At 44.0% G+C, this 26,140-nt stretch carries 23 protein-coding genes and 1 pseudogene; 12 read left to right on the plus strand and 12 right to left on the minus strand.

Annotation, left to right across the window (positions count from 1 at the left end):
- Positions 1-25: 25 nt before the first annotated feature.
- The 6 genes from NSQ36_RS01455 to NSQ36_RS01480 are packed head-to-tail and all read right to left on the minus strand — an operon-like array spanning position 26 to position 7,578.
- Entirely contained in the window at positions 26-1,945 is a 1,920-nt protein-coding gene (locus tag NSQ36_RS01455; protein WP_339206544.1) for a BglG family transcription antiterminator, read from the minus strand.
- Positions 1,942-2,826 (minus strand): ROK family protein, encoded by an 885-nt coding sequence (locus tag NSQ36_RS01460; RefSeq protein ID WP_212046256.1) that lies wholly within the window; start codon positions 2,824-2,826, stop codon positions 1,942-1,944. Before NSQ36_RS01460 ends, NSQ36_RS01455 begins: the two co-directional genes overlap by 4 nt.
- 57 nt (positions 2,827-2,883) lie before the next feature.
- Positions 2,884-5,547, minus strand: coding sequence for a mannosylglycerate hydrolase (gene mngB, locus NSQ36_RS01465; protein WP_212046255.1), 2,664 nt, complete (start codon positions 5,545-5,547; stop codon positions 2,884-2,886).
- Between the two features lie 28 nt (positions 5,548-5,575).
- Positions 5,576-6,694: a PTS fructose transporter subunit IIC gene (locus NSQ36_RS01470; RefSeq protein WP_050943354.1), complete on the minus strand. Its 1,119-nt coding sequence runs from the start codon at positions 6,692-6,694 to the stop codon at positions 5,576-5,578.
- 36 nt (positions 6,695-6,730) lie between these two features.
- The gene (locus NSQ36_RS01475; RefSeq protein WP_034620720.1) at positions 6,731-7,060 is read right to left on the minus strand and encodes a fructose PTS transporter subunit IIB; all 330 of its coding nucleotides are present in this window, start codon (positions 7,058-7,060) and stop codon (positions 6,731-6,733) included.
- Positions 7,057-7,578: a PTS sugar transporter subunit IIA gene (locus NSQ36_RS01480; protein ID WP_322000254.1), complete on the minus strand. Its 522-nt coding sequence runs from the start codon at positions 7,576-7,578 to the stop codon at positions 7,057-7,059. Before NSQ36_RS01480 ends, NSQ36_RS01475 begins: the two co-directional genes overlap by 4 nt.
- Positions 7,579-7,757: 179 nt before the next feature.
- Between NSQ36_RS01480 and NSQ36_RS01485 the strand changes: the two genes are divergently transcribed.
- A complete protein-coding gene (locus NSQ36_RS01485; RefSeq protein WP_251191189.1) occupies positions 7,758-10,424 on the plus strand; it encodes a S8 family peptidase in 2,667 nt (888 codons plus the stop codon).
- Positions 10,425-10,531: 107 nt separating this feature from the next.
- The gene (locus tag NSQ36_RS01490; protein ID WP_251191188.1) at positions 10,532-11,011 is read left to right on the plus strand and encodes an Ig-like domain-containing protein; all 480 of its coding nucleotides are present in this window, start codon (positions 10,532-10,534) and stop codon (positions 11,009-11,011) included.
- A gap of 349 nt (positions 11,012-11,360) precedes the next feature.
- On the opposite strand, the pseudogene NSQ36_RS01495 reads toward NSQ36_RS01490, so the two are convergent.
- The 3 genes and pseudogenes from NSQ36_RS01495 to mmuM form a co-directional block, all read right to left on the minus strand.
- Positions 11,361-11,976: pseudogene (locus NSQ36_RS01495) on the minus strand (hypothetical protein).
- Positions 11,977-12,099: 123 nt separating this feature from the next.
- Positions 12,100-13,503 carry an S-methylmethionine permease gene (gene mmuP / locus NSQ36_RS01500; protein ID WP_050943350.1) on the minus strand — a complete coding sequence of 468 codons (1,404 nt, stop codon included), beginning with the start codon at positions 13,501-13,503 and terminating at the stop codon, positions 12,100-12,102.
- Positions 13,504-13,549: 46 nt separating this feature from the next.
- On the minus strand, positions 13,550-14,488 hold the full coding sequence (gene mmuM, locus NSQ36_RS01505) for a homocysteine S-methyltransferase (RefSeq protein ID WP_339206549.1): 939 nt from the start codon (positions 14,486-14,488) through the stop codon (positions 13,550-13,552).
- A 332-nt stretch (positions 14,489-14,820) separates the two neighbouring features.
- Here mmuM and NSQ36_RS01510 point away from each other — a divergent pair, with 332 nt between their 5' ends.
- The 4 genes from NSQ36_RS01510 to NSQ36_RS01525 all read left to right on the plus strand — a co-directional run bounded on the left by NSQ36_RS01510 (position 14,821) and on the right by NSQ36_RS01525 (position 16,814).
- Positions 14,821-15,651 (plus strand): YitT family protein, encoded by an 831-nt coding sequence (locus tag NSQ36_RS01510; protein WP_034320763.1) that lies wholly within the window; start codon positions 14,821-14,823, stop codon positions 15,649-15,651.
- A 98-nt stretch (positions 15,652-15,749) separates the two neighbouring features.
- Positions 15,750-16,067, plus strand: a complete 318-nt coding sequence (locus NSQ36_RS01515) for a PadR family transcriptional regulator (protein WP_012008800.1) — start codon at positions 15,750-15,752, stop codon at positions 16,065-16,067.
- Positions 16,060-16,647, plus strand: a complete 588-nt coding sequence (locus NSQ36_RS01520) for a DUF1700 domain-containing protein (RefSeq protein ID WP_251191184.1) — start codon at positions 16,060-16,062, stop codon at positions 16,645-16,647. Before NSQ36_RS01515 ends, NSQ36_RS01520 begins: the two co-directional genes overlap by 8 nt.
- Complete coding sequence (locus NSQ36_RS01525; protein ID WP_170966021.1) at positions 16,644-16,814, plus strand: hypothetical protein; 171 nt, start codon at positions 16,644-16,646, stop codon at positions 16,812-16,814. The genes NSQ36_RS01520 and NSQ36_RS01525 overlap by 4 nt, the downstream gene beginning before the upstream one ends.
- Before the next feature lie 13 nt (positions 16,815-16,827).
- On the opposite strand, the gene NSQ36_RS01530 is transcribed toward NSQ36_RS01525, so the two are convergent.
- Positions 16,828-18,042, minus strand: a complete 1,215-nt coding sequence (locus NSQ36_RS01530) for a multidrug effflux MFS transporter (protein WP_050943343.1) — start codon at positions 18,040-18,042, stop codon at positions 16,828-16,830.
- Between the two features lie 213 nt (positions 18,043-18,255).
- Here NSQ36_RS01530 and NSQ36_RS01535 point away from each other — a divergent pair, with 213 nt between their 5' ends.
- Complete coding sequence (locus tag NSQ36_RS01535; protein WP_335365092.1) at positions 18,256-18,804, plus strand: GNAT family N-acetyltransferase; 549 nt, start codon at positions 18,256-18,258, stop codon at positions 18,802-18,804.
- A 45-nt stretch (positions 18,805-18,849) separates the two neighbouring features.
- On the opposite strand, the gene NSQ36_RS01540 is transcribed toward NSQ36_RS01535, so the two are convergent.
- Entirely contained in the window at positions 18,850-19,053 is a 204-nt protein-coding gene (locus tag NSQ36_RS01540; protein WP_226804604.1) for a hypothetical protein, read from the minus strand.
- A 115-nt stretch (positions 19,054-19,168) separates the two neighbouring features.
- Here NSQ36_RS01540 and NSQ36_RS01545 point away from each other — a divergent pair, with 115 nt between their 5' ends.
- On the plus strand, positions 19,169-19,708 hold the full coding sequence (locus tag NSQ36_RS01545) for a DUF402 domain-containing protein (protein ID WP_170966022.1): 540 nt from the start codon (positions 19,169-19,171) through the stop codon (positions 19,706-19,708).
- 39 nt (positions 19,709-19,747) lie between these two features.
- Here NSQ36_RS01545 and NSQ36_RS01550 read toward each other — a convergent pair whose 3' ends face one another.
- Positions 19,748-21,361 (minus strand): S8 family serine peptidase, encoded by a 1,614-nt coding sequence (locus NSQ36_RS01550; protein WP_335365093.1) that lies wholly within the window; start codon positions 21,359-21,361, stop codon positions 19,748-19,750.
- 187 nt (positions 21,362-21,548) lie between these two features.
- On the opposite strand from NSQ36_RS01550, the gene NSQ36_RS01555 reads away from it, so the two are divergent.
- From NSQ36_RS01555 to NSQ36_RS01570, 4 genes are all read left to right on the plus strand, one after another.
- A complete protein-coding gene (locus NSQ36_RS01555) occupies positions 21,549-23,030 on the plus strand; it encodes an amidase (protein WP_339207308.1) in 1,482 nt (493 codons plus the stop codon).
- Positions 23,031-23,067: 37 nt separating this feature from the next.
- Positions 23,068-23,631 (plus strand): TetR/AcrR family transcriptional regulator, encoded by a 564-nt coding sequence (locus NSQ36_RS01560; protein WP_309216183.1) that lies wholly within the window; start codon positions 23,068-23,070, stop codon positions 23,629-23,631.
- An 80-nt stretch (positions 23,632-23,711) separates the two neighbouring features.
- Entirely contained in the window at positions 23,712-24,734 is a 1,023-nt protein-coding gene (locus NSQ36_RS01565) for a quercetin 2,3-dioxygenase (protein ID WP_050943335.1), read from the plus strand.
- Positions 24,735-24,883: 149 nt separating this feature from the next.
- Positions 24,884-26,017, plus strand: coding sequence for a zinc-dependent alcohol dehydrogenase (locus NSQ36_RS01570; protein ID WP_339206553.1), 1,134 nt, complete (start codon positions 24,884-24,886; stop codon positions 26,015-26,017).
- Positions 26,018-26,140: the final 123 nt, after the last annotated feature.

Genomic DNA, 26,140 nt, shown 5'->3' on the forward strand with positions numbered 1-26,140 from the left:
CAGCTGGGCGGCCTTTTGTTTGATCTTATTGAAACAACGCATTCATCAGCTCATCGAATGTTTTTGATTGATTCAGAGCGTGAATGCGGTTTGGATTATCCAGTAAATCAACGGCTTGTTCAAAGAATTGATTCATGCAAGCTGCGTCATCTTTATGAATGGCTAATAAAAAGACAAGTGATACTTGGTTTCCCTGCCAGTCAATCGGCTGTTTTAAGTGTGCGATGGCTACGCAGGATGTGCCTTCATTTGTGATGAGCGGGTGCGGCATGGCAATCCCTTTTCCAAGGTAGGTAGACGACATTTGCTCCCGCTCAAGCACCGAGGACCGAAAAGATGACGATACTAGCTGATACGTTTCTAAATGGCTGCATAGTGTGTCTAATACCTCGTCCTTACTGGATAGGTCAGCGTTCAATAAGGTTAATCGTTCTTGAAAAAACGCCATCAGTTCTTGCGAGGGAGTCCCGTGTCCATTTAATAAATGAATGACCTCATTCACCCGCTGTACATCATGTTGTTCAAAAAAGGCGCTAACCTGTATCACTGGTTTTCCCTTTGATGCGAGCGGGACGGTTGTAATGATGACGTCACAGGGAAGGGTGGTGCTCATGAGATAATCCTGATAGGAATAAAGCTCGACGATGTCCAGTTCGTGCTGAAAGGCTGCCTTCAATTTAATTTCAAGCAGTCTTGCCGTCCCTAGTCCAGACCCGCACACGATAATGGCTTTCTTTTTTTGCGAGGTATCGAGCTGACTTCTTTCAAAAGAAGCAGCGATATGCAGGGCAACATATGCCGCCTCATCTTCATTTGGCGTCCGCACCAGCTGTAAGGCATTCAGTCCGCTGACAGCCAAATCAAACGGGTATGGATAGGACGTTTTGATTTCATGCAACAGCGGATTTTGTAAGGATACGCCATATTGGATTCGATTTAATAATGGCTTCATATGAAGCATCAAGTCTTGCTGCAGGATGTTGTCATCTGCAAAGTGGTGTCCGCTCATTTTCTCAATGTGCTGTAGAAAGACCGCAACCGCCTGCTGAACTTCCACTGTCGTCTGATGCTGGGCGGCTTCTTTCCACGTTTGATTTGCCAATAGATGCATGACTAAGTAATCTGTTTCATCCTCTGATAAGGTGACATGAAAGGTGTCACTCACCTGCTGTATGATCTTTTGAGCAATTCTCATCAAGACGGGTGATCGTTGTGTACGAGTGGTACTGGCGGGTATCCGCTGGTTTTTTCGTGTTTGCTGAATCGCAATTGCTAAGTGAATGACTAAGTTTTTTAAGGCAATGTCTTTAATGAGCAATGACTCTTGATGCAGGTTCGTCAGGACAATCGATCGAATGGTTTCAAGAGAAATATCGGGAAAATGGTGCTGCTCCCGCTCGGTGATATGAGAAAGTGCAGGCTCTTCTTCAAGGAGTAAGTCTGCATAGCATGTTCTTTTTTGCAATTCGTCTCCCTCAATTTTTAAGCCAAATCCAGGCTTTGACACAAGGGTCATACCGTAACGGGCTAACAGCTCTCGTCCTTTTTTCAAATCACTGCTGACCGTCATGCGGCTGATGAACAGTTCTTCAGCCAGCTGGTCAATTTTTAAGTAATCCTGTTGAAGCAATAGCTTCCTCATGATAAATCGTACACGCTCTTCTGGCATGACGGGGACGAGAGAGCGGGCAGGAAGCTTTTGTTGATGAAGCCAAAGCAGGAAGGCATCTTGGTCACTCGTTAATAGGGTGTATCCCTTTCCGCGGATCGTTTTAATCTTGGCTCCAGCTTCCTTTAATTGCTCATTTGCTTCTTTGATTAAATGACGGATGGAGCGGTCAGATAAGCGAAAAGAGGCAGTGAGCTCCTCCAGCTTCACGAACCCCTTCGTTTCAAATAGCTGCTGAATCAGCTGATAGGTTCGAGGATCTGCCGTCATCATCATTGCGCGGCTCCTTGCGCCTGTAAGGCATCAGTACCAAGAGCGATGGCGCCCATTAAACCTGATAATCCATCAAAGGATGGCTTGGTGATAATTTTATTTAAAGGCTTTGGCAGTTGTAAATACCCATGAAGCCGCTTTTCTGTTTCATCAAGAATGAGCGGCAGCATAGCGGGCTGTTTCATCACACCTCCACCGAGAATGATGCGCTCTGGCGAAAGGGTGAGTAATAAATTGGCGGTCATCTGTCCGAGATAGTAGGCATGAAGTGACCAGGCAGGATGATCCTCTGGCAGTATTTGTGCCAGTGTATGATAGCGCCCTTCTATGGCAGGTCCTGATGCCAGTCCCTCTAAACAGTCATGGTGTATAGGGCAGCAGCCACCGTAGGAATCATGAGGGTGCCGCTGCACTGTGATATGACCCATTTCTGGATGCAGCAACCCGTGAATGAGGCGGTGTTCAATATAGGCACCGCCGCCTATTCCGGTTCCAACAGTGATATAGACCAAAGAAGCAGGCTTTTCTGCTTCAACCGAAAAGCGGGCTTCCCCGAGTGCTGCACAGTTCACGTCTGTATCAAGCTTCATAGGGAGTCCAAGGGCTTGTTTTAAAGTAGAAAGGAAAGGGAATTGGCGCCAGGCTGTTTTGGGTGTCTCTAAAATCGTCCCATAGCTTGGGCTTTGTTCTTTTACATCGACAGGCCCGAATGCCCCAATGCCAATGGCATCGACAGGATGCTTTGTAAAGTAATCGATTACTTGCCGGCATGTTTCATCTGGATTACCTGTTGCAAAGGAAGTCGTGTGTTCAATCGTTCCATCTGTTGTTCCGTAGCCGCAGACAAATTTTGTTCCGCCTGCTTCAATGCCTCCAATTCGCATGATCAATGCCCTCCATTAAAGAGGGGCGGAATCCAAATGGACCCCGCCCCTACATGTTCATTTTTTCTTTACAATGTAGGTTTGTACCTGACAAGGTGTGAGCGGTTCAATGTGTAATGATCCATGTTGTGCTTTGAGTATATGTCCTTCAGGTGTTTCGCCTAAATTCGCTGTTTCTCCGTGCTGTAGAGATGAACTATTGATTGAAGCGGCTGTTTGACGCGTTAAAAATGGATTGAAGAGACGGATGACAATGCCTGTTCCATGCTCTTCTTTTTTCAGAGCGCTTAGAATGGCTCCGTCTGTCTCAATGTCAAGCAGGCTATAAGTAGATTGTAAGTCTTCTTTTTCATCTCGGAAAGAGAAAATTAAACGACCGTTTAAAAAGTCTGCCCGTTCGTAGCATTGAACTGGGGTTGTATACCGCTTGGCAAGCTGCGCTAAGTGCCCCTCGCTGACAGCATCCTTGCTATAGTGCATGCCAAATGAGAACGACAGTGCACCTTGTAGCTGAGCGTCAGGTGTCTCAACAATTTTTTCACCAGATGCGCGTCCTGGACGGTAAAGAAGATTTTCTTTCCCCATTTTTCCGAAACAGCGGAAAAGCGTATACGCAATTGTTGTGTAGCCTTCTCCTGTGATCTGATATTCTCTCACGCAGTCCGTCAATAGAGCGACACCATATGCTTCATCACGAAGTGCAGTAAAGGATTGCATCGGTTCAATGGTGATCGGTTTTTCTTCCCAATGCTCATTGCTCCACCATTCAAGCTCTTGCGTGAGCTCTGTTGGGCGTTCGATGGTTCCAAACTGCTGATCGCTCAGTGATACCTTTGATGCGATGCCTGTATCAAAGAGGACACGCAGACGATGGTCTAACGCATGATTGTCGACATCGACATGAAAACGGATGACAGGCTCATCTTTATTTAATGCTACCTTCGCTGTAATCGGGAGTGAAGTCGTGACTGATTGCTGAGAGCGCTCTTCTAAGTCATAAGGGACAGTAAGAGTAAGCTGGACGGTGAGCTCTTCTTGCAAGCCGCTTTTAGATACTGTGATGTCTGCTGAAGAAAGGTCCTTGGATGACACATACAGATCCTCACGCGGCGGTGAATAGTTGTAAGAATCCCCATCGTCTCCATTGTCTTCAAAGATCATTTGCTCAGAGAATGTCCGGCCAGTTTGTTTATCTGTGATCTCCAGCGATCCATTGTCATTTGCCGCAATGCGGTAATACGTATTTTCAATCGCGTGTTCTTCTGTTTGTTCCCATACAGATTCGCTTGATTCATCGAAAACCATGCTGACTTGTGTATAACCAACGGACGGTAAGTCGGCGGCTTCAATCAGCAGAACGGCTTTCCATACTTGTTTTGGCATGTACACATCTTTACTTGGGTTAAGAGAAATTTGCTGTGCCAGCACATAATCTGTGACATCAGTTTTGCTTTTTACTGTGTAGTGAAGCGTTTTTCCATTGGCATCTTTTAGTGTAAAAGGACGTTCTGTGATAAAGGTTTCAACTTCAATAACTTCAGAACGCTTTGAAGGCAGTGTATTAAATAAAGTAAACGTGATTTCTTGCTCTGTTTGCAGTCGAATGGCGATGAGGCGCATGTGTAAGTCCACAAGGTTCTCAGCAATTTCCTTTGCCTGCTTGTAGCGGAAGAAGACATCTTGATTCGTCGTATCACTATTACAGCCGCCAATGCTGTCATGTGCTGCATTTTCAAACATGAGGTACCAAATATCACGAACCGTATCATGCGGATAGTCGTGTCCGAGTGAATAGCTAATCGTGAGGATAGGCTCCATCACATTGACGAGATAGTTTTCAATTTGATTGTTTAAGATTTTTAAATCAGCTCGTGTTGAAAAAATAGATTTGTGAATCCGCATATGCTTCGCATGAATGAGCTCTCCTTTTAAAGTTTCAAAAGACGTCCGCTCTTTTTTCACTGCTGCAATGTAATCTTCTAAACTGCTGATTTGATAGTGGTGCTCGTCCAGTTCATTGGCTTTTTCTAATAAGTCAGGCAGGTTTTTGCGGATCGGTGCCTGGTCAAATCCATTTGGGAAATAGACATTCTTTGTGGTTGCCTTTGCTTGCAGCGCACCGATTTTTTCAGATAAAAAGACTTGTAAGTCCTCATCTTTTTCGGGAATATTTCCACCGTAGTAGTAGCCAAATGGCAGGTTCACCGCAAAGACTTCACTGCCGTCAGCCCCTTGCCAATTGAATTCAGTGTGATTCGTCATATGGTCTGAAACGCCGCGCCAAAAAGCTGTATCCACAATGCCGAAGCCGCGGTAAATTTGAGGCATTTGTGCGGATTGACCAAAGGAATCAGGGACATAACCGACTTTCATCACATGACCAAACTGCTGACAGCGTTCAATTCCATATTGCAGGTTCCGTACAATGGATTCACCTGAAATGACGAGCTGGTCGGTTTGGGTATACCACGGGCCGATGATGAGACGTTTGGCTGTGACGAGCTTTTTGATTCGATTCTCATCCTCTGGACGCCATTTGAGGTAATCATCCAGTAAGGAGGCCTGGGCATCGAGCATGAAGTAATGGAACCTTTCATCTGTTTCAAGAGTGTCTAAAATGTCCATTACGCTTTTCATTAAGTAGATACGGGAGCGGGAGGTGGTGAAATACCATTCCCGGTCCCAGTGAGTATGTGGAATCACATGTACATTAACAGTCATTGAGTAACGACACCTTTCTTTGTTCAAATTATCCTTCTAGTACAAGGTCAAAATCGTCTTCTTCTTTCTGCTTCTGATCATGTTCCGGCGTTTTTGGTTCTTTTTTCTCAGAGAAATTGACAAGCAGGTTGGCGCCAATACCGATGACGAGTGCGCCAGTGAGAGCTCCAATTAAATAAGCCCACCAGTTTCCGACTGAGAAGAAGCCGTATAGCCCGCCAATTGGCGGCATGATGTCATGGACACCTAATAATGCAGCAACCCCGCTTCCAGCAGCACATGCGACAACATTGAGCGGAATCAATTTCAATGGATTGACGAGGGTAAAAGGGATCGCCCCTTCCGTAATACCGATAATGCCCATGACAAGGCCGCCACGTCCTGCTTCTCTAAAGGTTGGAGAGAAATTGCGTTTTCGAATCAATGTCGCAATCCCGTATCCAAGCGGCGGAATGACAATCGCAATATTGACGAGAATGGCAGGGAGGTAGACGCCTGATAGGAAGAGCGCGTTACCTGCCATCCAAGCAGATTTATTCACTGGGCCGCCAAGGTCAAAGCCAATCATCGCACCTAGAATGAGAGCGAGTGCGAGTGTGCTTGTCCCGTCAGCGACCATGCCTTTGATCCATTCAATTAATGCTGTGTTCAAAGCACCTAATGGCCCGCCCAGCAGAACGGACATGAGAAGTCCAGTTAAGCCAACGGTAATGAGCGGTAAGATGAGCAGAGGAACAAGTCCGGCTGCGGAGCCTTTAATTTGAATTTTTCGTTTCACAAAAAGAGCGACATATCCTGCGAAGAAGCCTGCAATAACGGCACCGATAAATCCAGCATTCGTTGAGCTGGCAAGGGCACCACCGATGAAACCGGCCGAAAGCCCTGATTTATCCGCAATCGAATAGGCGATAAATCCAGCGAGCAGGACGTTCATTAAGCCAATCCCTGTCCAACCAACCTGCTCCATTAAATAGGCGCCGTGCAGTATGCCACCAGCATCCTTATAGGCGTTTAAATCTGAAACACCAAATCCTAATCCGACTAGTTTTGCTAAACCAACGATAAGGGAGGCACCGATGATTACAGGAAGAATATAAGAAATACCGGTCATGAGATGGCCTTCAATGACTTTTAATTTTGCTTTCATTTTGCTTTGCTCCTTTCTATATGGCATTGCTCACGTTTATTGAGATTCAGATTTTTTCTTTTCAACAAGTGCTACAGCTTTTGTGATGATTTGCTCGGCATTTTTTAAGGCGCGTCCGATCTCGACACGTACTGTGGGAATGCCTGAAAAACGTTCCGCATCGTTGATATGCTGATTGGAGGCAATGATACAAAGGTCTGCCTGTCTTGCTTCCTCTGGTGTAATGCCATTCACCTGTCCCATAATTCCTTGCTGCTCGATTTTGATCTCGTGACCGAGCTGTTTACCCGCATTCTCTAACGCCTTTGCTGCCATTGGTGTATGAGCTAACCCTGCTGGACATGAAGTGACACCGACAATTTTCATTGTGTAATCCCCTCTTTCAATTGTTGTTCAATGACTTCGTAATAATAGTCAGCGGTTTGACCTGGTTGAATCTTTTCGATGAAAACCGGCTCCATGAGGCTTGTCGCAATGCCTGACAGTAATTTCAGGTGTGTGATGTTTGCTTCTTCTAATGGAACGAGCAGTGTAAATAAATAGCTTGTGGGTAAATCGTCAAAGCTTCCCCATTCAATCGGTTGTTCTAATTCTAAAAAAAGAAGTGAAGCCGTTTGAACAGCGGAGCTTTTTGTATGAGGAATGGCGAAGCCTTGCTGAAGTCCTGTTGAGACTTCATCTTCGCGAGTCAACAAATCTGATAATAACCCCGCCTGATCGTTTGTAATCTGAAGGTCTTCAGCTTTCTCGGCAATGTATTGTAAAATCTCATTCTTTGATCGTCCGTCTACTTGTGTGAAAACATGATCTTTTTGGAACAAGCTGATCCCTTCTCTCTTGTTTGTTAAGCGCTTACAAGTTGATTGTAATGTACTTTTCGACATGGTTAAATAGCATCATTTTCCGTTTGAAATGGCAAAAAGTTTATGAAGCTATTCGTCTTGCTGTCTGTATATCTCAAATCCTAGCTTAAAACGAGTTTAATTATGTAAAAAACAGATTCTACTAAATGCATTTCTGTGATATTCTTCCAAGGTATTACAAAAGATAAGGGGGTCTTTTCATGTTCAAAAAGCAGGTCAAATCCTGTGTGATCGTACTCATGGCCATCATTCTCTGTATGGCGGCATTACCTGGATACGAGGCAGCAGCTGCCAGTAAAGGAACAAATGTCAATGAAGCCATTGGGTTAAAAAATGGTGAAGTCATCTCAGGGACATTACAGAATGAAATGGAAGAGTCATGGTACCAAATCACGCCATCAGCACAAGAGGTGGCAAAACATACACATATGAAAATTTCTGTAAAAAGTAAACAAGTATTATCCGTATCGGTCTATCCAAGTAAAGACAGAGCGATGAAGGATGACACTTATTCCAGATATCGTGTGGACACTGCAAGTGGAGAGACAGAGATCGACTTCCCTCATGCATGGTCAGGTCCTTACTTTGTCAAAGTGCTCTATTTAGGGTCGGAGGAAGACAGCCGTGATGAGGAAGAGGATGCGGCTTATACAATCGGGTATAAAGGAGCTAACCTTCCGCCCTCTGAACCCGTTTTCCCTGAAGACGATGAGCCTGGTATCATTATTATTGAGAAAAAGTACGGGCGAGAAATTCTCCAATCGATTCGTACAATCGAAGATAAACGTTTTAATGAAACACCAAATGGACAGAAGCTGAGCCGCTTGCTCCAAAAAACAAAGCCGTTTCTCAAATCGAAACTCATCAAACAAAAAAATGAGCAGCAAAAGGTATACAATCATCTGCTGACATTAAAGTCACTGCTAAATGACGTAGAGAAAAATGGTGCATTTAGTGGGCATATCGTAACAGAAAAAGAACAACAGGCGATCAGGTCCCTTTTTGATATGCTCAAAGAAGCAAGTCCGGCTTATTTAAAAAAGGAATTAAAAGCCGTCAGTCAAAAAATTGGCATCAATCAGCTTGAAGGAAAATCAGTTGGTTATGTATTAGAGAAACAAAAGCTTGTAAAAGAAGAGAAGGTTAAAACGAATAAGATCATTTTTAAATTAAAGGATGGCCAAACACTTCAATCTGCGAAAAAGAAGATGAAAAGCTATGGCATCCAAGAAAACCGTGTGACATCACAGTCAGTCAGTCCTTTATTTAAAGGAATGTATGTCTATGATGTGCCAGCAGGGCAAGAATCAGCTGGAAAGACTTTAAAAGCAGGCAAAGCTGTCATCAAAAGCACGGCAAGAAAGCTGTCCAGCATGCCGAATGTTGAATTTGCGGAGCCTGTTCAAACCTATCGCGCGCTAAGCAGCGACGCGCAGTATGGTTATCAGTGGCCGCTGAAAAACAGTGCGCAAAACAGCGGGAAAAAAGGCGCTGACGTCAAATTTGAACAAATGAATACACTGATTGGCACAAGCAAAATGAAGCAAACATTAATTGCTGTTGTGGATACAGGTGTAGACAGCCGTTTGACTGATTTAAGCGGGACTGTTCGTACAGACTTAGGTGCGAATCTCATTGGACGAAACAAAGATGCGATTGATGACAATGGACACGGTACGCATGTGGCGGGCATCATTGCCGCAAAAGCCGATAATCATTACTCGATGGCAGGTCTTAACCAACATACGGGCATCATTCCTGTGAAGGTGCTGGATGCCTATGGCTTTGGAGATACAGAGCATATTGCACTTGGAATTAAGCATGCAGTAGATAAAGGCGCAAAGGTCATCAACATGAGCCTTGGTGGCTACTACAGCCGGGTAATTGAATATGCAATGAACTACGCGGCTCAAAGAAATGTACTAGTGGTTGTGGCGAGTGGAAATGATGGCGTTCCAGAAATGGGCTATCCTGCGACATCAAAATACGCAATGGCCATTGGCGCAAGCAACCGTATGGATATTGCCGCTGAATTCTCAAGCTTTGGTAAAGGACTGAGCATGTCTGCACCAGGATCTGATATTCCAAGCTTAATGCCAGATGGGAATGTCTCATACCTGAGCGGGACATCAATGGCGACACCATATGTGGCAGCGGCAGCAGGATTACTCCTTTCTAAAAATCCAACCTTGAAGCCGAATCAAGTAAGGAATATCTTGCAAAGCACAGCCGATAACATCTCCTTTACTTCTGTTGATGGAACAGATGACGTTTTCTATGATGAAAACGATGAGCCAATTGTCGATCCGAAAATTCCAGGGATCGATTGGATGACAGGACATGGCAGACTGAATGCATTTGCTGCTTTAAGTGCTGTCGAACTGAACGCATCTGTGAGCAAAGTGGAGGATCAGCATCAAAAGGTGACAGGTAAAGCAAAGGCTGGCGCTGCTATTTCTGTGTATAGAGGCAAAACACTGCTTGGAAAAGGCACAGCAGGCAAAAATGGAACCTTTAGCGTGAAGATCAAGCATCAGAACAAAAACAAAGTCCTTCACATTAAGATTTCAAAAGGAAAGGCCGCTACAACGCTCAAAACAGTCGTCAAAAAAGGCAAAGCACCAGCTAAGCCGAAAGTGGGCAAAGTAACGGTTAAAAGTAAAACGGTCAAAGGGACTGCGGGTGCAGGATTGACCATTAAAGTGAAAAATAAATCAAAGAAAGTCATCAAAACGGTAAAAACAAATAACAAGGGCGCATTTACTGCCCAAATAAAACCGCAAAAAGCCAAAACAGTCTTGTATGTGACCGCTTCTGATGTGAGAAAAAGAGAAAGCAAAGCGGTGAAAGTGGTTGTGAAAAAATAAAAAAAGGACTTCCCTTTCTAAAAAAAGGGAGGTTTTTTGTTTTTTACTGGAAAAATACTAATTTCTGCCGATGGTAATATTGTAGGAAAAAAAAGGAGGATTTATCGATGAAAAAAATGTTGTTTGCTTTCTTTCTATCATTGCTTCTCGTATTCCCAGCCTTTGCACATGCAGAGGAAACAGGAGCAGTACCAGCATCTGTACAAGTAACAAGTGTTACAGCAAAAAATGGTGGAATGGCCAATTACGGTTATGGCAATAAATATCGAGTGGGTCCGCGTTATCCAGCTACGTTTAAAGGAATATTAAAGGATAAAAATGGAAACTTGATGACTAATCAGCCAATCCAGCTTTATTTTGAAGCAGAGATCAAATCATTAACTCAAACAGCGACAGGCACAACAGACGAGAATGGACAATTTTCACTAACGATTCAAGTTCCTTCAGCTGCAGGCTACCTTTATTTTGATAATGGCAGGTTTAAACATTATTTTGATATCGTTCCAGTCACTTTTACTTCAAACGATATCAAACTATCTTCAAATGTTACAGATGTGTACCATTTGGCATATTCAATCAATTCTTAACTAATCTGGTGGAAGAGACGACTTGGCGAAAGCCTTGTCGTTTTTTTTCATAGAAAAAAGGATGTCTTCATGTGACATCCTTTTCTTTTTGTTAGCAAACCTGCTGGGCGGCAACCGAAAGAGTCGATAAACAAACACTCATGAGCCGTGACTACCAGATTCGATCGAGCGTTTACCTTTTAATTCTGAGCTTTGATGGATAAGAACTTTTACACTTGAACGTTGATCCTTGAACGTTCAGCTTTGAGCTTTTATCAAGGATCATCCAGAGATGATCAGATGAGGAGGGAATGACCTTTCCCTCGGAGGTGTTTAGTTCTATCGATTTTCGGCTCACTAACAAAATTGATTAATCGATCTGTATTTTCGTTAGTGTATTGCTTTCTGACAAGGAAAAATCAACTTCCATTTGAAAATCCTCAATCTCGGTCGAAAGCTTTTCAATCTTCACTCGAAGACGAAGCGGATCGATGATCGTCGCCTCATTTTCAGCGAGGAACGACTTGACGATCTCTGGCAGCCGCTTGTGTTTTTCCGTCTTTTCCAAACAAGGTTTCTAAATGCTGGTCGAGCCTCTTCTTCACATCTTCATTGGTTTGTTCTGCTTTGTCTACTAGCTCTGTGTACACTTTTTTCAATTTCCGTAAATAACGAATATCGTATTCTATCGACGTCTTCCGTTCAATCGCTTCTGCCACCGTCATGCTGACACCCGCAACATCAATCGTTGTCGTCGCATTCGACACAACGATGGCTGATTTGATGGCATTCCGGCGCTTGATTAATGCTTGAATCGATTGGTCATCAGCCTTCGCCTTCTTTTCGATGTCTTCTTGATGTTGAAACCCGTGCTGTATATATTTCCCGATCATCAATCCACCAAGTACGGCTTCATCAACGGTTCGGTTGATTCTCTTATCTAACATTTTCAGTTCACTTAATGCTCTTGTAATGGTCATTTCCATATTAGTGACAACTCCCTTGATTCATCCTGAAAATCATAGATTCCTATCATATACCAAAGTGCGCTTCTTTTACTAGCGATATCCTTTTTTGTCAAATTGTTTACGATAGAAAAAACCCTGGCGTTATACACCAGGTTCTTCACGTTTTTTCTGAATCCAAGCTGTCACATAATAGGCAGCATAGCAGAGCGCGATGAAAGGAATGCCGCAGATAAGGGCAATCCGCTGATTTGGATCAAAGGCAATGCCAATCACAGAGGCAAGACACAGGAAGAAGGCAGCAATCGGAACCACTGGATAGAGCGGGGTTCGAAAGGAAAGATCATGGAGCTGTCCGCCTTCCTGTAAAAAACGTTTCCGAAACATAAATTGTGAGGCAGCAATCCCCATCCACACGATCACAACGGCCAGTCCAGAGATCGAAACAAGGACAAGGTATACCGTTTCTGGTGCGATGACACTTGAGAACAAAGAAAGAATCCCACCGATCATACTTAAAATCAGTGCGTTCAAAGGAATTCCTTTAGATGTCAGCTTCGCCAGTTTCTTAGGCAGTGTCCGTTCCTCAGAAAGTGACCAGAGCATACGGGATGACGCGTATAGTCCAGAGTTTGCGGCAGATAAGATCGCTGTCAAAATGACAAAATTCATGAAATCTGCGGCATATGGAATCCCGATGCGATCAAACACCACAACAAATGGACTTTTGATCACCCCGGCTTCTTCCACTGGGATCAAGCCGGCTAAGACCACGATCGTTCCAACGAAAAACAAGACAAGACGCAGTACGGTTGTGCGAATCGCTCTTGGAATGGTCTCATCAGGATTGACGCTTTCACCCGCAGCAATCCCAATTAACTCCGTACCTGAAAAAGCGAAATTGACGGCAAGCATTGTCATTAAAATCGGTAAAAAGCCGTTTGGGAAAAGACCGCCTTCCCCGGTGAAGTTAGAAAGGAACGGAGCGGCCTCACCGCCTTTTAACGGAATCAAGCCAAACATCGCAGCTCCGCCAAGAATAATAAAGAGAATAATAGCCATTACTTTAATGCTGGAAAACCAAAACTCTGATTCTGCAAAAAACTTCACTGTAAAAGCATTGAGTAGAAAGATGAGAAGAGCAAAGACACCGCTCCACATCCAAACCGATGTGTCCGGGAACCAGCGCTGCATTAAAAGCCCTGCCGCTGTAAATTCCGATCCGAGCGCGACTGTCCATGTCAGCCAGTAGAGCCAAGCGACTGTATAGCCTGTGCCGGGTCCAATATATTTTGTTGCATACGTATGAAAGGCCCCTGTAACCGGCATTGCCACAGACAGCTCGCCTAAACAGAGCATCACGAGGTACACAATTAATGCCCCGACAAGATAGGCAAGGATCGTCCCCGCGGGTCCTGCTTGATTGATGGTATACCCAGAGCTTAAAAAGAGCCCTGTTCCAATGACGCCGCCTAGAGAAAGCATGAACAGGTGGCGGCTCGTCATTTTTCGTTGATATTGTTGTGACTGATCTTTTGCTTGTTCCATGTCTTCCCGCCCTTTTGCTTAGAAGTATGTGTGATGATTCATGGTGCTATGCTGTGGTAAGTTTTAAGATGTCCGTGATATCTTCTGGGGTCGTCCGGCAGCAGCCGCCGATGATATGCGCGCCGTCTTGATACCATTGATGCGCACATTCACCAAATGTATGCTGAAGCGTATCTCCGCTCCATACCTTTTCTTCAGGATCATATAATTCCCCTGAGTTTGGATACACGACAATCGGTTTGCTCGTCCCCTTTTTCATCTCTTGAATGAGAGACGAGATAAATTGCGGCGGCGTACAGTTTACACCCACAGCAGCGATCTGTTCATAAGGTTCCAGTGCTTGTACACATTCTCTGAGCAAATCTCCTTCACTAATATGAAGGTCGTCCTTCGCGCTGAATGTAATCCAAGCAGATACACCACTGAATTCATCTTGCAGCAGCTTTGCAATGGCCGTTGCTTCAATGAGACAAGGGATCGTTTCACACGCAAGAATATCTGCACCAGCTTCTACTAATGCCTGAATCCTTGGTCTATGAAAATCAATGAGTGTCTGCTCTGTGAGTCCGTAATTTCCTTTATATTCTGAACCATCAGATAAATAAGCGCCGAATGGCCCCACAGATCCTGCGACAAATGGTTTTGTCCGCCCTTTACGACGCGCTTCATCCTGCCAAAAAAGATCGCGTGCCTCTTTTGCTAAATTGACAGATCGTTTCATTAGTTCAATGGCTTCTTCTTTTGAATAGCCTTTTTCAGCGAAGCCATCAATCGTTGTTTGGTAGCTCGCTGTTGTGGCACAGTCAGCTCCGGCTTGGAAGTAATCCAAGTGTACTTGCTGAATCAATTCTGGCTGTTCAATCAGTATTTTGGCTGACCATAAACTGTCGTTTAAATTGCAGCCCTTTCGTTCAAGCTCTGTTGCAAGTGCACCGTCTAAAATTAAAGGTGCGTGAGCCTGTAAACGGCTTTGAATAGGATTCATCGAATTGAACACCCTCCTTTTTAGTCGGAAATGATGGATATGATATGAGGCAGTAGTTTAAATGACTAAAGTGTTTTTGTCAAGGAGAGGAAAAAGCATGTGACCGCGGAAAAACCCTGAAAACATGCGGGTTTCCATGCATAAACATGCAGTCAAAATAATAGAAAACCAAGTCATTGACAGCCTCTAAAAAGAGATATATATTATGGAAAGGTTCATTTCAGAAAGCTTCGTCAAAAGGCGCTGTCTTTTGATTTTTTTTGTTCAACGACTGTCTTCTTTCGTGCAGAAAGAGGGTTTTTTATATGCTTAAAAAAGGAGGAAAGAAGAAATTGAAAAAATGTGTAAAAGATATCGCAATGATTCTAATTGGTTCTTTTTTATTTGCCGCCGCAGTGAACATGTTTGTCATTCCGCTTGAATTTGGTGAAGGCGGTGTAACGGGGCTGTCCATCATTTTCTATTATTTGTTTGAAATTGCACCATGGCTGACGAACCTAGTGTTTAATGCCATTCTGCTGCTTGTGGGGTATAAATATTTAGACAAGAAGACGACGATTTATACTGTGGTTGCCGTCGCAAGTAACTCCCTATTTTTACACCTGACCACAACATGGGTCGTGAATGTTCACGAATTGATCATTGGGGCCATTTTCGCAGGAATCATTATCGGAATTGGGATTGGTCTTGTGCTAAGAGCAGGCGGTACAACGGCGGGTTCTGCCATACTCGGAAGAATTGCCAACAAGTATTTAGACTGGAACGTGAGCTACGCCATCTTGTTCTTTGATCTGATCGTCGTATTTGCTTCCTACTTTATTATTGGTGCGGAAAAATTAATGTTCACGATTGTGATGCTGTACGTGGCGACAAAGGTGATGGACTTCGTGATAGAAGGGCTTAACACGAAAAAGGCAGTGACGATCATTTCTTCATGCAAAGATGATATTGCCGAAGAAATCAATCACACCTTGGATCGAGGCGTGACGATTTTAAACGGACGCGGTCATTATTCAAAGGAATCGAAGGAAATTCTCTATGCAGTCATTCAAAAACAAGAGCTTATGCGTCTAAAGAAAATCATTAAGAAAATTGATCGAGACGCATTCGTTGTTGTCCATGACGTGCGTGATGTGTTCGGAGAAGGATTTGTGAATATATAAAAACGAAAGGACCCCAAAAGGGTCTTTTTTTTTATATTTATACCTCTTGTCACATGATACTATGTAATGTATAGTATAAATGGTTAGGAGTTGTAATCATGAATGCACAATTAAAAAAAGGTTTACTGGAATTCTGTGTACTGGCGGTATTAAAGAAAGGCGATTCCTATGGTTATCAAATGATTAAAGATATGTCCCATTGTATTGAGATTTCAGAATCGACATTATATCCGATATTAAAGCGATTAGAGCAAAACAATTATGTGGAGACCTATTCCCAGGAACATAATAGTCGATTAAGAAAATACTACCGGATGACACAAAGCGGCCGTGAGCATATGGCGCAGTTTTTAGCGGAATGGGATCAAGTGATGGCGATTTACGACTTTATTTCTGGAGGACAGGGCAATGAATAAAAAAGAATTTTTAGCCAGCTTAGAGAAGCACCTGCATCGTCTAGGCGAAAAAGAAAGTGACCGGTTCATCGAGTATTACGATGAAATGATCGAGGATTATCAAGAAGATGGATACAGTGAACAGGAAGCGGTCGATCAAGTCGGGCAGCCTGCTATCATCGCTGAAGGGATTTTGAAGGAACAAGGAATTAAAACCGTTCAGGTGCCGACGTTTGGAGAAAAAGCCACAAGGCTCTCCATCCTCATTTTAGGCTTTCCATTATGGGGCAGTATTCTAGCAACAGTCTTCCTACTAATTCTTTCTGTGTATATGGTGATTTGGTGCATTCCGCTCGTGACAGGTACAGTGACGCTAGTTGGTCTGCTCGGAGGTTTTTGGAGCATCATTGGTTCTCCATTTATCTTTCAGGACGGTTTGCATGTGGTGGTGACGCAAATTGGCGTTGGTATTCTTCTATTAGGTGTCGGATTATTATGCGGCATAGCCACGGTGTATTTGACAAAGCTATTTGTTCAAATGACTGTTCAAACCACTAAGGCATTCATGGGAATGTTTAAAAAGAAGGTCGTGAGAATATGAATGTGAATGATTTAAAAAAGCAATGCATCAAATGGGGGATCATCTTCACCGTTGCCGGAGGAATGATCATGGCAATCGGTTTTGGACTATCGGGCTTTGACCTAGATGCATATCACAACAATGACCAGAACAATGTGTTCCGCACTATCAATTGGAGCAAGCCATAAATGAAAAACCCGCTTATGCGGGTTTTTTTGCTCTGGCTACAAAGAAGAAATAACAGCAAAGTGCACCTAGTTCACAAAGCATAATGATCAGGCCCATTGGAAAGGCTGTTTGGCTTCCGGCTAGTCCGACAAGAGGTGTCATGCAGGCGCCTAGCAGCATTTGTGCCACACCGATCAGGGCAGCCGCACTTCCTGCATGTGCGCCGTGATGCTGCATCGCAAGAGACGGGGCAGAGGTGCCGACAATTCCAACGCTTGAGACCACAAAAAAGAGCGGAATGAGAATGCCATATAATCCAGCATCAATGGAGATCATCAAAAATAAGGTGATGCCGCCTAAGGCAGCTGTCAGCAATCCAATGCGAAGAACCTTCTCTTCGCCGATTTTAGCAGCGACGCGGGCAAATACTTGTCCAGCTGTGATGATCCCAAGACTATTCACTGCAAAGGCAGCACTGAATCCTTGTGGAGAAAGGTGAAAAAGCTCCTGAAGCACAAACGGTGAGCCAGAAATATAAGCAAACATCGCTGCGAATACAAGACCTTGCGAGAGGGCATACCCAACAAAGAGACGATCACTCGCTAAAATTTTCATGGCACTTACAATCTGTTGAAAGCCTCCTGTCTGTCTGCGCTCCGTAGGTAAACTTTCTTGAAGTGAAAAAATAGATCTCAGCAGCATCAAGGCCCCGAGGATGCCTAATAGAACAAATACACCCTGCCATGTGGTGAAGCGTAACATCTGTCCGCCCACAATAGGTGCCGCTGCCGGAGCAACCCCGTTGACCAACATGAGCAGTGCAAAGAATTTCGTCATTTCTGAGCCTTCATAATGATCTCGCACAATGGCTCGTGCAATGACAATGCCTGCTGAACCAGCGAGTCCTTGAATCAATCTTAAGAGGATGAACATCCAAATCGACGAGACCACCGTACATAAAAGAGAGGCGGCGATAAAAATGATTAAGCCGATCATCAGCGGTTTTCTTCTGCCGATCGTATCACTAATAGGACCTGCAATCAGTTGTCCAAGCGCGAGTCCAATCAGACAAGCCATCAGACTTAATTGGGACAAAGCAGTGCTTGCTTCAAAATCTCGTGCAATATGAGGCAATGCAGGTAAATACATATCCATTGCAAGCGGTGCAAGGGCGGTTAAAGAACCAAGCAATGCAGCAAGGAGAAATCGGTTTTTTTTCGATTCTTGGGGATAAGATAAAGAACTCATATGACATTACACTCCTCGTATACTTCCTCAAAACAGCATAATGAATCGAGCGTCCCTTTTCAATGGAAATTTTCAAAGAGGATTCCGTGCAAAATAATTGATCTTTCGAAGGAGACTCTTTACATTGAATGAGTAGAGAAAAGAACAAGGTCATCGACATGCAGTATTTGCATGATACGTATATCTGGCAATTAAACAACAGGAGGTGCTGACATGGAGCAGCAAGAGCTGATCATTCGTCAAGCAGTCAAAGAAGATCATGAGGCCATTAGACACGTACTAATCAAATCCTATTCACAGTATGAGCCTCAATTTACAGAGGAAGGCTGGCAAAATTATTCTGCTGCGCTTGCAGCAGCTGTAGATAATCCAAACATGGAGCTGATGCTTGTGGCGGAGCTTGAAGGTCAGGTCGTAGGGACGCTTCAAATGTTCCGGTCATCAGCGCAAGCGTATGACAAACCCGAAATGGGCATTACATCAGCCATCGTCCGGTTTTTAGGAGTAGATCCCGATGTCAGAGGAAAAGGAATTGCAGAGTCATTGTTACGTAAAAGTATTGAGCTCACGCAATCATGGGGCGAAAATGTTCTGTACCTTCATACCTCTGATAAAATGCAGGCTGCCATTCGTCTTTATGAAAGAATGGGCTTTGAGCGTGCTCCAGATAAAGAATTTGTGAATCAAAATGGGACGCATGTTAAAAGCTATCAATATGTCATCCAGAAAGAACAACCAGCTGGTTCATCACATCACGCATAATAAAAGGAAGAGCACGTCCTCGATGGACAGCTCTTCTTTTTTTATTTACGCCCACAGTATAAGCGCCCAATATGATATCCCCCACGAGATTAAACCGAACATAACAAAGAATTTTAACATGCGCTCATAAGGAGATAGCCTTCGTTCTCTCTTCGTTTTCACCAGCCGCCAATAAAGGGCATAGCCGCAAAAAATGAGGATGATTTGTCCAAGCTGTGTAAGGTTTTCAAGAATCGTGATTCCGTTCATTTATTTCACCTCATCAATAGGTCTTCCATATGTGAATGTAGCAACCCTTTATTTTTTCAAAAAAAATCGATGTATACTGGAAAGAGAGAATCTAGATGCAAGAGGGAGTTGTGACATGGTGTTTTCGCTACATGCGGATCGGTGGGATGAAGTAATCGAGAGAAAAATCAAATACGATCAGAAGATTGTGGAACATACTTGTCAGCTGTTAGACGCACAGGGACAGCAGGCTGTGCTGTTTCACAAGATTGAAGACACGTTTACGATGAGGGCAGGTGATGGTGCTCTGACGATTCCAAAAGGGAGCTATACGACCGCTTATTATTGGAAGGATCGTCCTTACAATATGTATTTCTGGAGAGATGATCAAGGGAAGGAACTAGGTTCTTATTTTAATATTGTGGGGAATACATCGTTCAACGGCCAGCTGGTCATGTTTGAAGACCTCATTGTTGATCTTCTCGTTCTTCCGAATGGTGATTTTTTTGTATTGGATGAAGATGAGTTGCCAGAGAGTTTAGTGGATTTTGAACAAGGTTCAGTGCACCGAGCATTAGAGAGTGTGATGGCTTCGTTAGAAAACATACTTGATCAAGTGAGGGCAGATGTTGATGGAAAATATCATCACAGCTTGTTTGCACCGCTGTTAAAATAGAAAAAAACGATTCCTTTCAGCGAGGAATCGTTTTTTCTGTTACACCTTGATACGGTTTAATCGTTTTTGTAAACTGGTTTTCGTTTTAGAAGCTTTTAGCTGTTTGACAGCGGTTTGCGCTACTGCTTTTGTTTTCTTCGTTCGTTTGGTTTCCGCTTTTTTGACCTTTTGTTTGGCGTCTGTCACTTTCTTTTGATAGGCGACCTGTTTTTTGACTTTGTCGAGCCGATTTTGCAGGCTTGTTTTTTCTTTGCCTTTGTTTAACTTTTTGATGGCCGCTTGTGCGCTTTTAATGGCGCCTTGTGTTTTGCTTTTTTCGGCTGTTTGAACCTTTGCACGTGCCAAGCGGATATCAATGGTTCCTTGTACCTTTTTCACCCGTTCAGTGAGTGCTGTTTTTTGCTTACTTGCAGTGAGTCGGCCAATTCTCGTTTTGGCTTGATTGACATCTGCCTGCTTTTTAGAAGTTTCGGCTGTTTTGACAGCGCTAGTCGCAGCCTTCAAAAAGCTTGATTGTGCTATATATTGCACGCGGCCATAGCCGAATTGTGGATCCTTTCCTTTTGCGCCAAGATCCACTGTATAGCTGCGCAATAAGGTGCGAAGCTGAACATTTGTTTTCTTCGGATGAAGCTGCTTCAACAGTGCCAGCATGCCTGTGACATGCGGTGCGGCTTGTGATGTACCTGTTGCATACCAATATTCATTTTTTAAATAAGTGCTGATGACGTTCTGACCAGGGGCAGAAAATTCAATACCTTTCCCTGTATTTGAGATAGAAGCGAGTTTGTCTTTGTCCGTCGTTGCAGAAACGGCAATGACGCTATTGTAGGCGGCAGGATAGCTGATATGATTCTTCTTCCCATCATTCCCGCTTGCAGCGACCACAAGCAGTCCTCTTTTGTATGCTTCATCCACTGCTGAACGCAAAATAGGGATATTGTCTTCAAAACCTAGACTTAAATTCATAATATCCATCTTGTTGCTAATGGCCCAATCGATTCCTCGAAGCAGACTGTACAAGTCGCCTTCTCCCTTTTTATCTAACACTTTCACAGCATACAGCTTCGCGCCAGAAGCGACGCCGACTGTGCCGTAATCGTTATTGAGGGCACCAATCGTTCCTGCGACATGTGTGCCGTGTCCTTCATCATCTTTATAGGAGGAAGTGTAGTTCACGAATGATTTACCGCCGGATATCTTTAAATCCTCATGGGGAGAAATACCAGTATCCAAAACGGCTACCTTCACATTTTTCCCCGTGACGCCTTCTTTTATCGCTTGCTTTACATTCAGCTTTTGCAGGTTGTAAGATTTTTGAACCAATGCATCCTGATTCGTAGAGGCAGCGGTTTTTTTCATCGTAGAAGAAGCGAGTTTGACCTTTATGTTTTTTGAGACATACGCGATGTTAGGGTCTTTTTTGAGTGACGTGACCGCTTGTTCATCTGCTGTCACAGCGACAGCGGGAAGATGTATGTACTGTGCGTTCACTTTTTCACTTTCTTCAATCGCTGTTTGCTTTCCTTTTTGGTTTTTATAGACGATGATGACATCTGTTTCTTTTGGCGGTGCAGCTGCCTGCGAATGGTAAGGCAAGGCAGTTGTCAACGCAAGAAGAAACGCGATGACTACGAATATTTTCTTTTTCAAGGCGATAGCCCCTTGCATACGATGACCTCCGTCTTTTTTTCTCTATTATATCGGAGAAATGAGAAGGATGGTTAGAAGAATCATATTGTTTGTCAGAAAGTTTTTTTTACAAGTAACCTGAAATTGAAATTCATACAAATCTAGTAGACAATAGAGAGAACATAATAAGAGAAAGTAGGATATGCTGATGAACGTAAAAGAGTATATGACGTATGATGCGATTGGCTTGGCGGCACTTGTACGGAATAAGCAGGTAACGCCAGACGAGCTTGTACAAGCTGCATTTGCTAGACTGAATGAGGTCAATCCTGAACTAAATGCGTTGATTCAGACAAGACAAGATCAAGTATTAAAAGAAATCAAGACATTACATACGAATCAGCCGTTTGCGGGCGTTCCATTTGTACTGAAAAATATATCGCAAGGGCTGGAAAATGAACCGCTGACAGCAGGAGCTGCATTATTAAAGGATGTAAAGGCAAAAACGGACTCCCACTTTGTCCAGCGATTGAAGCAGGCTGGATTTCTCATGATGGGACATACAAACACACCAGAATTCGGATTAAGAAATGTAACAGAACCTGCTTTACATGGTCCAACGAGGAACCCTTGGCATCCTGACTATTCTCCTGGCGGTTCAAGCGGCGGGACGGCAGCAGCTGTTGCGAGCGGCATCGTACCTGCTGGTGGAGCAAGTGATGGTGGAGGGTCCATTCGGATTCCAGCATCCTTTACAGGTTTGTTCGGTCTCAAACCAACAAGAGGAAGAACGCCGGTAGGACCAGGCGCAGGAAGGCAGTGGCAAGGGGCATCCATTGACTTTACACTTACAAAAACAGTGCGGGACAGTGCAGCCCTTCTTGATCTACTTCAAGTCATTCAGCCTGAAGCGGCTTTCCAAACGCCATTATACGACGGCAGCTATCAAGAAGATCTAGAGAAACGTACATCTTCTATGCGTATTGCTTACAGTGTAGAATCTCCAGTTGGTACGAAGGTCAGTGAGGAAGCGAAGCAGGCGGTGCAGCAAACAGTGAAATGGTTGAGTGATCAAGGGCACCAAGTAGAAGAAGCAGGGCCTGCAATCGATGGGATTCATCTGATGCAGCAATACTACGTCATGAACAGCGGAGAAATGTCTGCGCTATTCACGTCCTTGAATCGTTCATTAGGACGTCCAGTCAATCCGGAGGAAACAGACATCGTGGCATGGGTGTTGGCAGAGGCTGGCAAGAATGTAACCGCTGCTGCTTACACAGAAAGTCTTGATGCATGGGATATGGCGGCTGCACAAATGGCGTCATTTCATCAAACCTATGATCTCTTTGTGACACCAGCGACTGCCTATTCAGCTCCTAAGGTTGGTGAGTTGATGCATTCGAAAGAAGAAATCACAGAACTTTTACGTGTGTCATCTCTCTCAATGCAAGCGCAGCAGGATCTCATTTATGACATGTTCTTAAAGAGTCTGACCTACACACCATTTACACAGCTTGCCAACTTAACGGGTCAGCCTTCTATGAGCGTTCCTGTTCATCTCACTAAGGCGGGCATGCCTTTAGGGGTACAGGTCACAGCACCTAAGGGGAAAGAGGATTGGCTGCTTCGGCTTGCAGCAGAGATGGAGACATCCTCGATTTGGAAAGGAACAAATCAACTCATACGTTGAAACGACATTTGTCTATGGAGGGAAAGGAGTGTCACACGTGAGTACGAAGGATAGAATTATTCAAACGGCCGCACTTCTTTTACGCAAACAGGGGTATCATGCGACAGGATTGAATCAAATCATTAGAGAGAGCGGCACGCCTAAAGGATCTCTTTATTATTATTTTCCAAACGGAAAAGAAGAGCTAGCCATAGCAGCCGTTGAATATATTAGTCAAAAGGTCATCAATCGAATTGAAGAAAGCTTTGCCTATTCGGATGATCCTTATATCGCCATCGACCGCTTTATGACAAACATCATCCGGGGATTTGCGGAGCAAGAAAATGAAAGAGGCATTCCGATTGTCTTGCTGGCGGCAGAATCCAAGCCAGAACATACGCAGCTTCATACTGCATGTAAGCAAGAAATGATCCGCTGGCAAAAGCTTGTGAAAGAAAAGCTCATGAACAGCGGATATGAAGAAAACAAAGCGGATGAGCTGGCTTCTCTCCTTCATTCAATGGTGATTGGGGGTCTATCGATGACCACCGCACTCAAACAAACGACCCCGTTAGAACATGTGAAATGTTACCTTAGACACTTATTTATGCGAGAAGAGTAAAATCTCTCGCATATTGTCTATCTATTATATCGATTGGTCTATATAATAAAGATAGTCAATTAGTCATGAGGAGTGATGGGATGTCGGAGCAACCGCAATCGATCAAGCAATCCGAAGGTACCTCTTTTTATACCGTGTCTGGTTCAGGGAAACTGTATGGGCTGGAAAATCAGCTTGTTCATGTGCTGGCAGAAGTAAATCAAACGAATCAGCTGTTTGAGCTTGTCTTAATCACAGGTGGGAAAGGAGCTTATTTTCCACTTCACTGTCATGAGCACTTATTTGAAACCATTTTTGTGCTGGAAGGAAAGCTTGAAGTGATCTTGGACGGTAAAAAATATATGGTCACAGCCTTCGATTATATTCATATCCCACCCAAAACGATCCATGGCTACAGAATGCATAGTCACAAAACAAGATTTATTTCATATACGTTGGGCGGACAAATGACAGATGTCTATCAGCAAATTGGGAAAAGGCTTCAGCGGAACGAATGGCCGATGACCGATCATGCTTTCGATGCAGACAGCTTTGAACAAGCTGAAAAAGAAAGCGATATCATATTGATGCATGGTATCCGGCAGCTGTCAAATACAACTAAGCCCTCCGTTTTATTTCATAGTCAGCTCCCTCAGGCGGTGCAGCCCTACGTATTAGAGGCTGGTGAAGGAAAGCAATACATTATTGATGGTCAGCTTCATGAGCTGATCGCAACAACAGAAACAACTGGAGGCGGGTTCAGTCATTTTGTGATTGAAGGCGCGAAGGGAAAGTATTTTCCTCCGCATTATCATCAAGTACATACAGAAGCACTCTATTGCGTTGAGGGAAAAATGAATCTGCAATTGAACGGAGAAGATATATGCCTGATGCCGGGTGACTTTGCCTATATACCGCCGGATACAATTCACTCTTCTGAACTCGTGTCCCATTCTAATAAATTTTTGCTATTGCTGCTTCCTGGAAAGATTGAGCAGTTGTATGAGCAGTTTGAAGAATCACAAAGCCCGAGTATATGTCCTTATTTTATTCAAGAAGGGAACTTGATGATTGATCGAGAGACTTCCTCTCAATATGATTTGGTCTTTATTGAAAAAGGATAAATAGGTAACGCGTTACACATGATTGTATAAGTGCCTGTCGAACCGATCGACGGGCTTTTTTGTTTTTTAATAATCCTGATCTGATGCATGAACCATCCATTCAAGGTGAAGCTATGTACAGATGATTTTCGCTAAAGGAGGAAATGCATGTGAGAGCTGTTACTTATCAGGGGAAAAATAGCATTGCAGTGAAGAAAGTAGATGCGCCATCTATTCAAGATCGGGAAGATGTGATCATCCGAATCACATCAACAGCAATTTGTGGATCTGATTTACATTTGTATCAGGGGAATTTCCCGCTTCCAATCGGCTATGTGATTGGGCATGAGCCAATGGGGATTGTGGAGGAAGTTGGCCCAGATGTCACGGCAGTAAAAAAGGGAGACCGTGTCGTTATTCCATTTACCGTTGCATGTGGTCAATGCCAATATTGTCATCACCACTTAGAAAGCCAATGCGACAACTCAAACCCGCACTACGATTCGGGTGGACTTTTTGGATATAGTGAGAAATATGGGGACTACCCTGGAGGACAGGCAGAATATTTACGCGTGCCTTTTGGGAACTACACTCCGTTTAAGATCCCAGATGATTGTGAGCTGGAGGATGAACAATTGCTGTTCTTATCGGATGTTCTTCCAACTGCTTATTGGAGCGTGGAGCACGCCGGTGTGAAAAAAGGTGATACGGTCATTGTGTTAGGCTGTGGACCTGTTGGGTTAATGGCACAGCAATTTGCATGGCAAAAAGGGGCCGACCGTGTGATTGCGGTCGATTACATTGATTACCGTCTGCGACATGCAAAACGGATGAGCGGCGTAGAAGTATTTGATTTTACAGAAGATCCCGACATGGGAGAAACGTTAAAGGAGCTGACCAAAGGTGGAGCCGATGTTGTGATCGATTGTGTGGGAATGGACGGGAAGAAGTCGCCGCTTGAAAAAATTGAGCAGAAACTCAAGCTACAAGGTGGAACGATCGGACCGATTCAAATTGCCACAAAAGCCGTCCGTAAATGTGGAACGGTGCAGATGACGGGTGTGTACGGCGGCCTATATAATATGTTCCCATTAGGTGCCTTTTTCGCAAGAAACGTCACCCTGAAAATGGGGCAGGCCCCGGCGAGAGGCTACATGTCAAAGCTCTATCAAAAAGTGACAACCGGTGAAATTGATCCTAAAGCGATCATCACACACCAATTGCCGTTAGATGATGCCGCTCATGCATATCACATATTTAATGATAAGAAGGATGATTGTATAAAGGTCATCTTAAAGCCATAAAAAAGAAGGCTTAGGAATTCTCCTAAGCCTCAGCGTGTAGACAAACCCTCGCATTCGGTGTCAGGTCTGCGTTCCGGTGCTCACGAATCTAAATTCGCTCCGCTTCGGTACTCGTCCTTCCTA

The sequence above is a fragment of the Bacillus sp. FSL W8-1143 genome, assembly GCF_037965155.1.
In the GTDB taxonomy this organism is placed as follows: domain Bacteria; phylum Bacillota; class Bacilli; order Bacillales; family Bacillaceae; genus Bacillus; species Bacillus pumilus.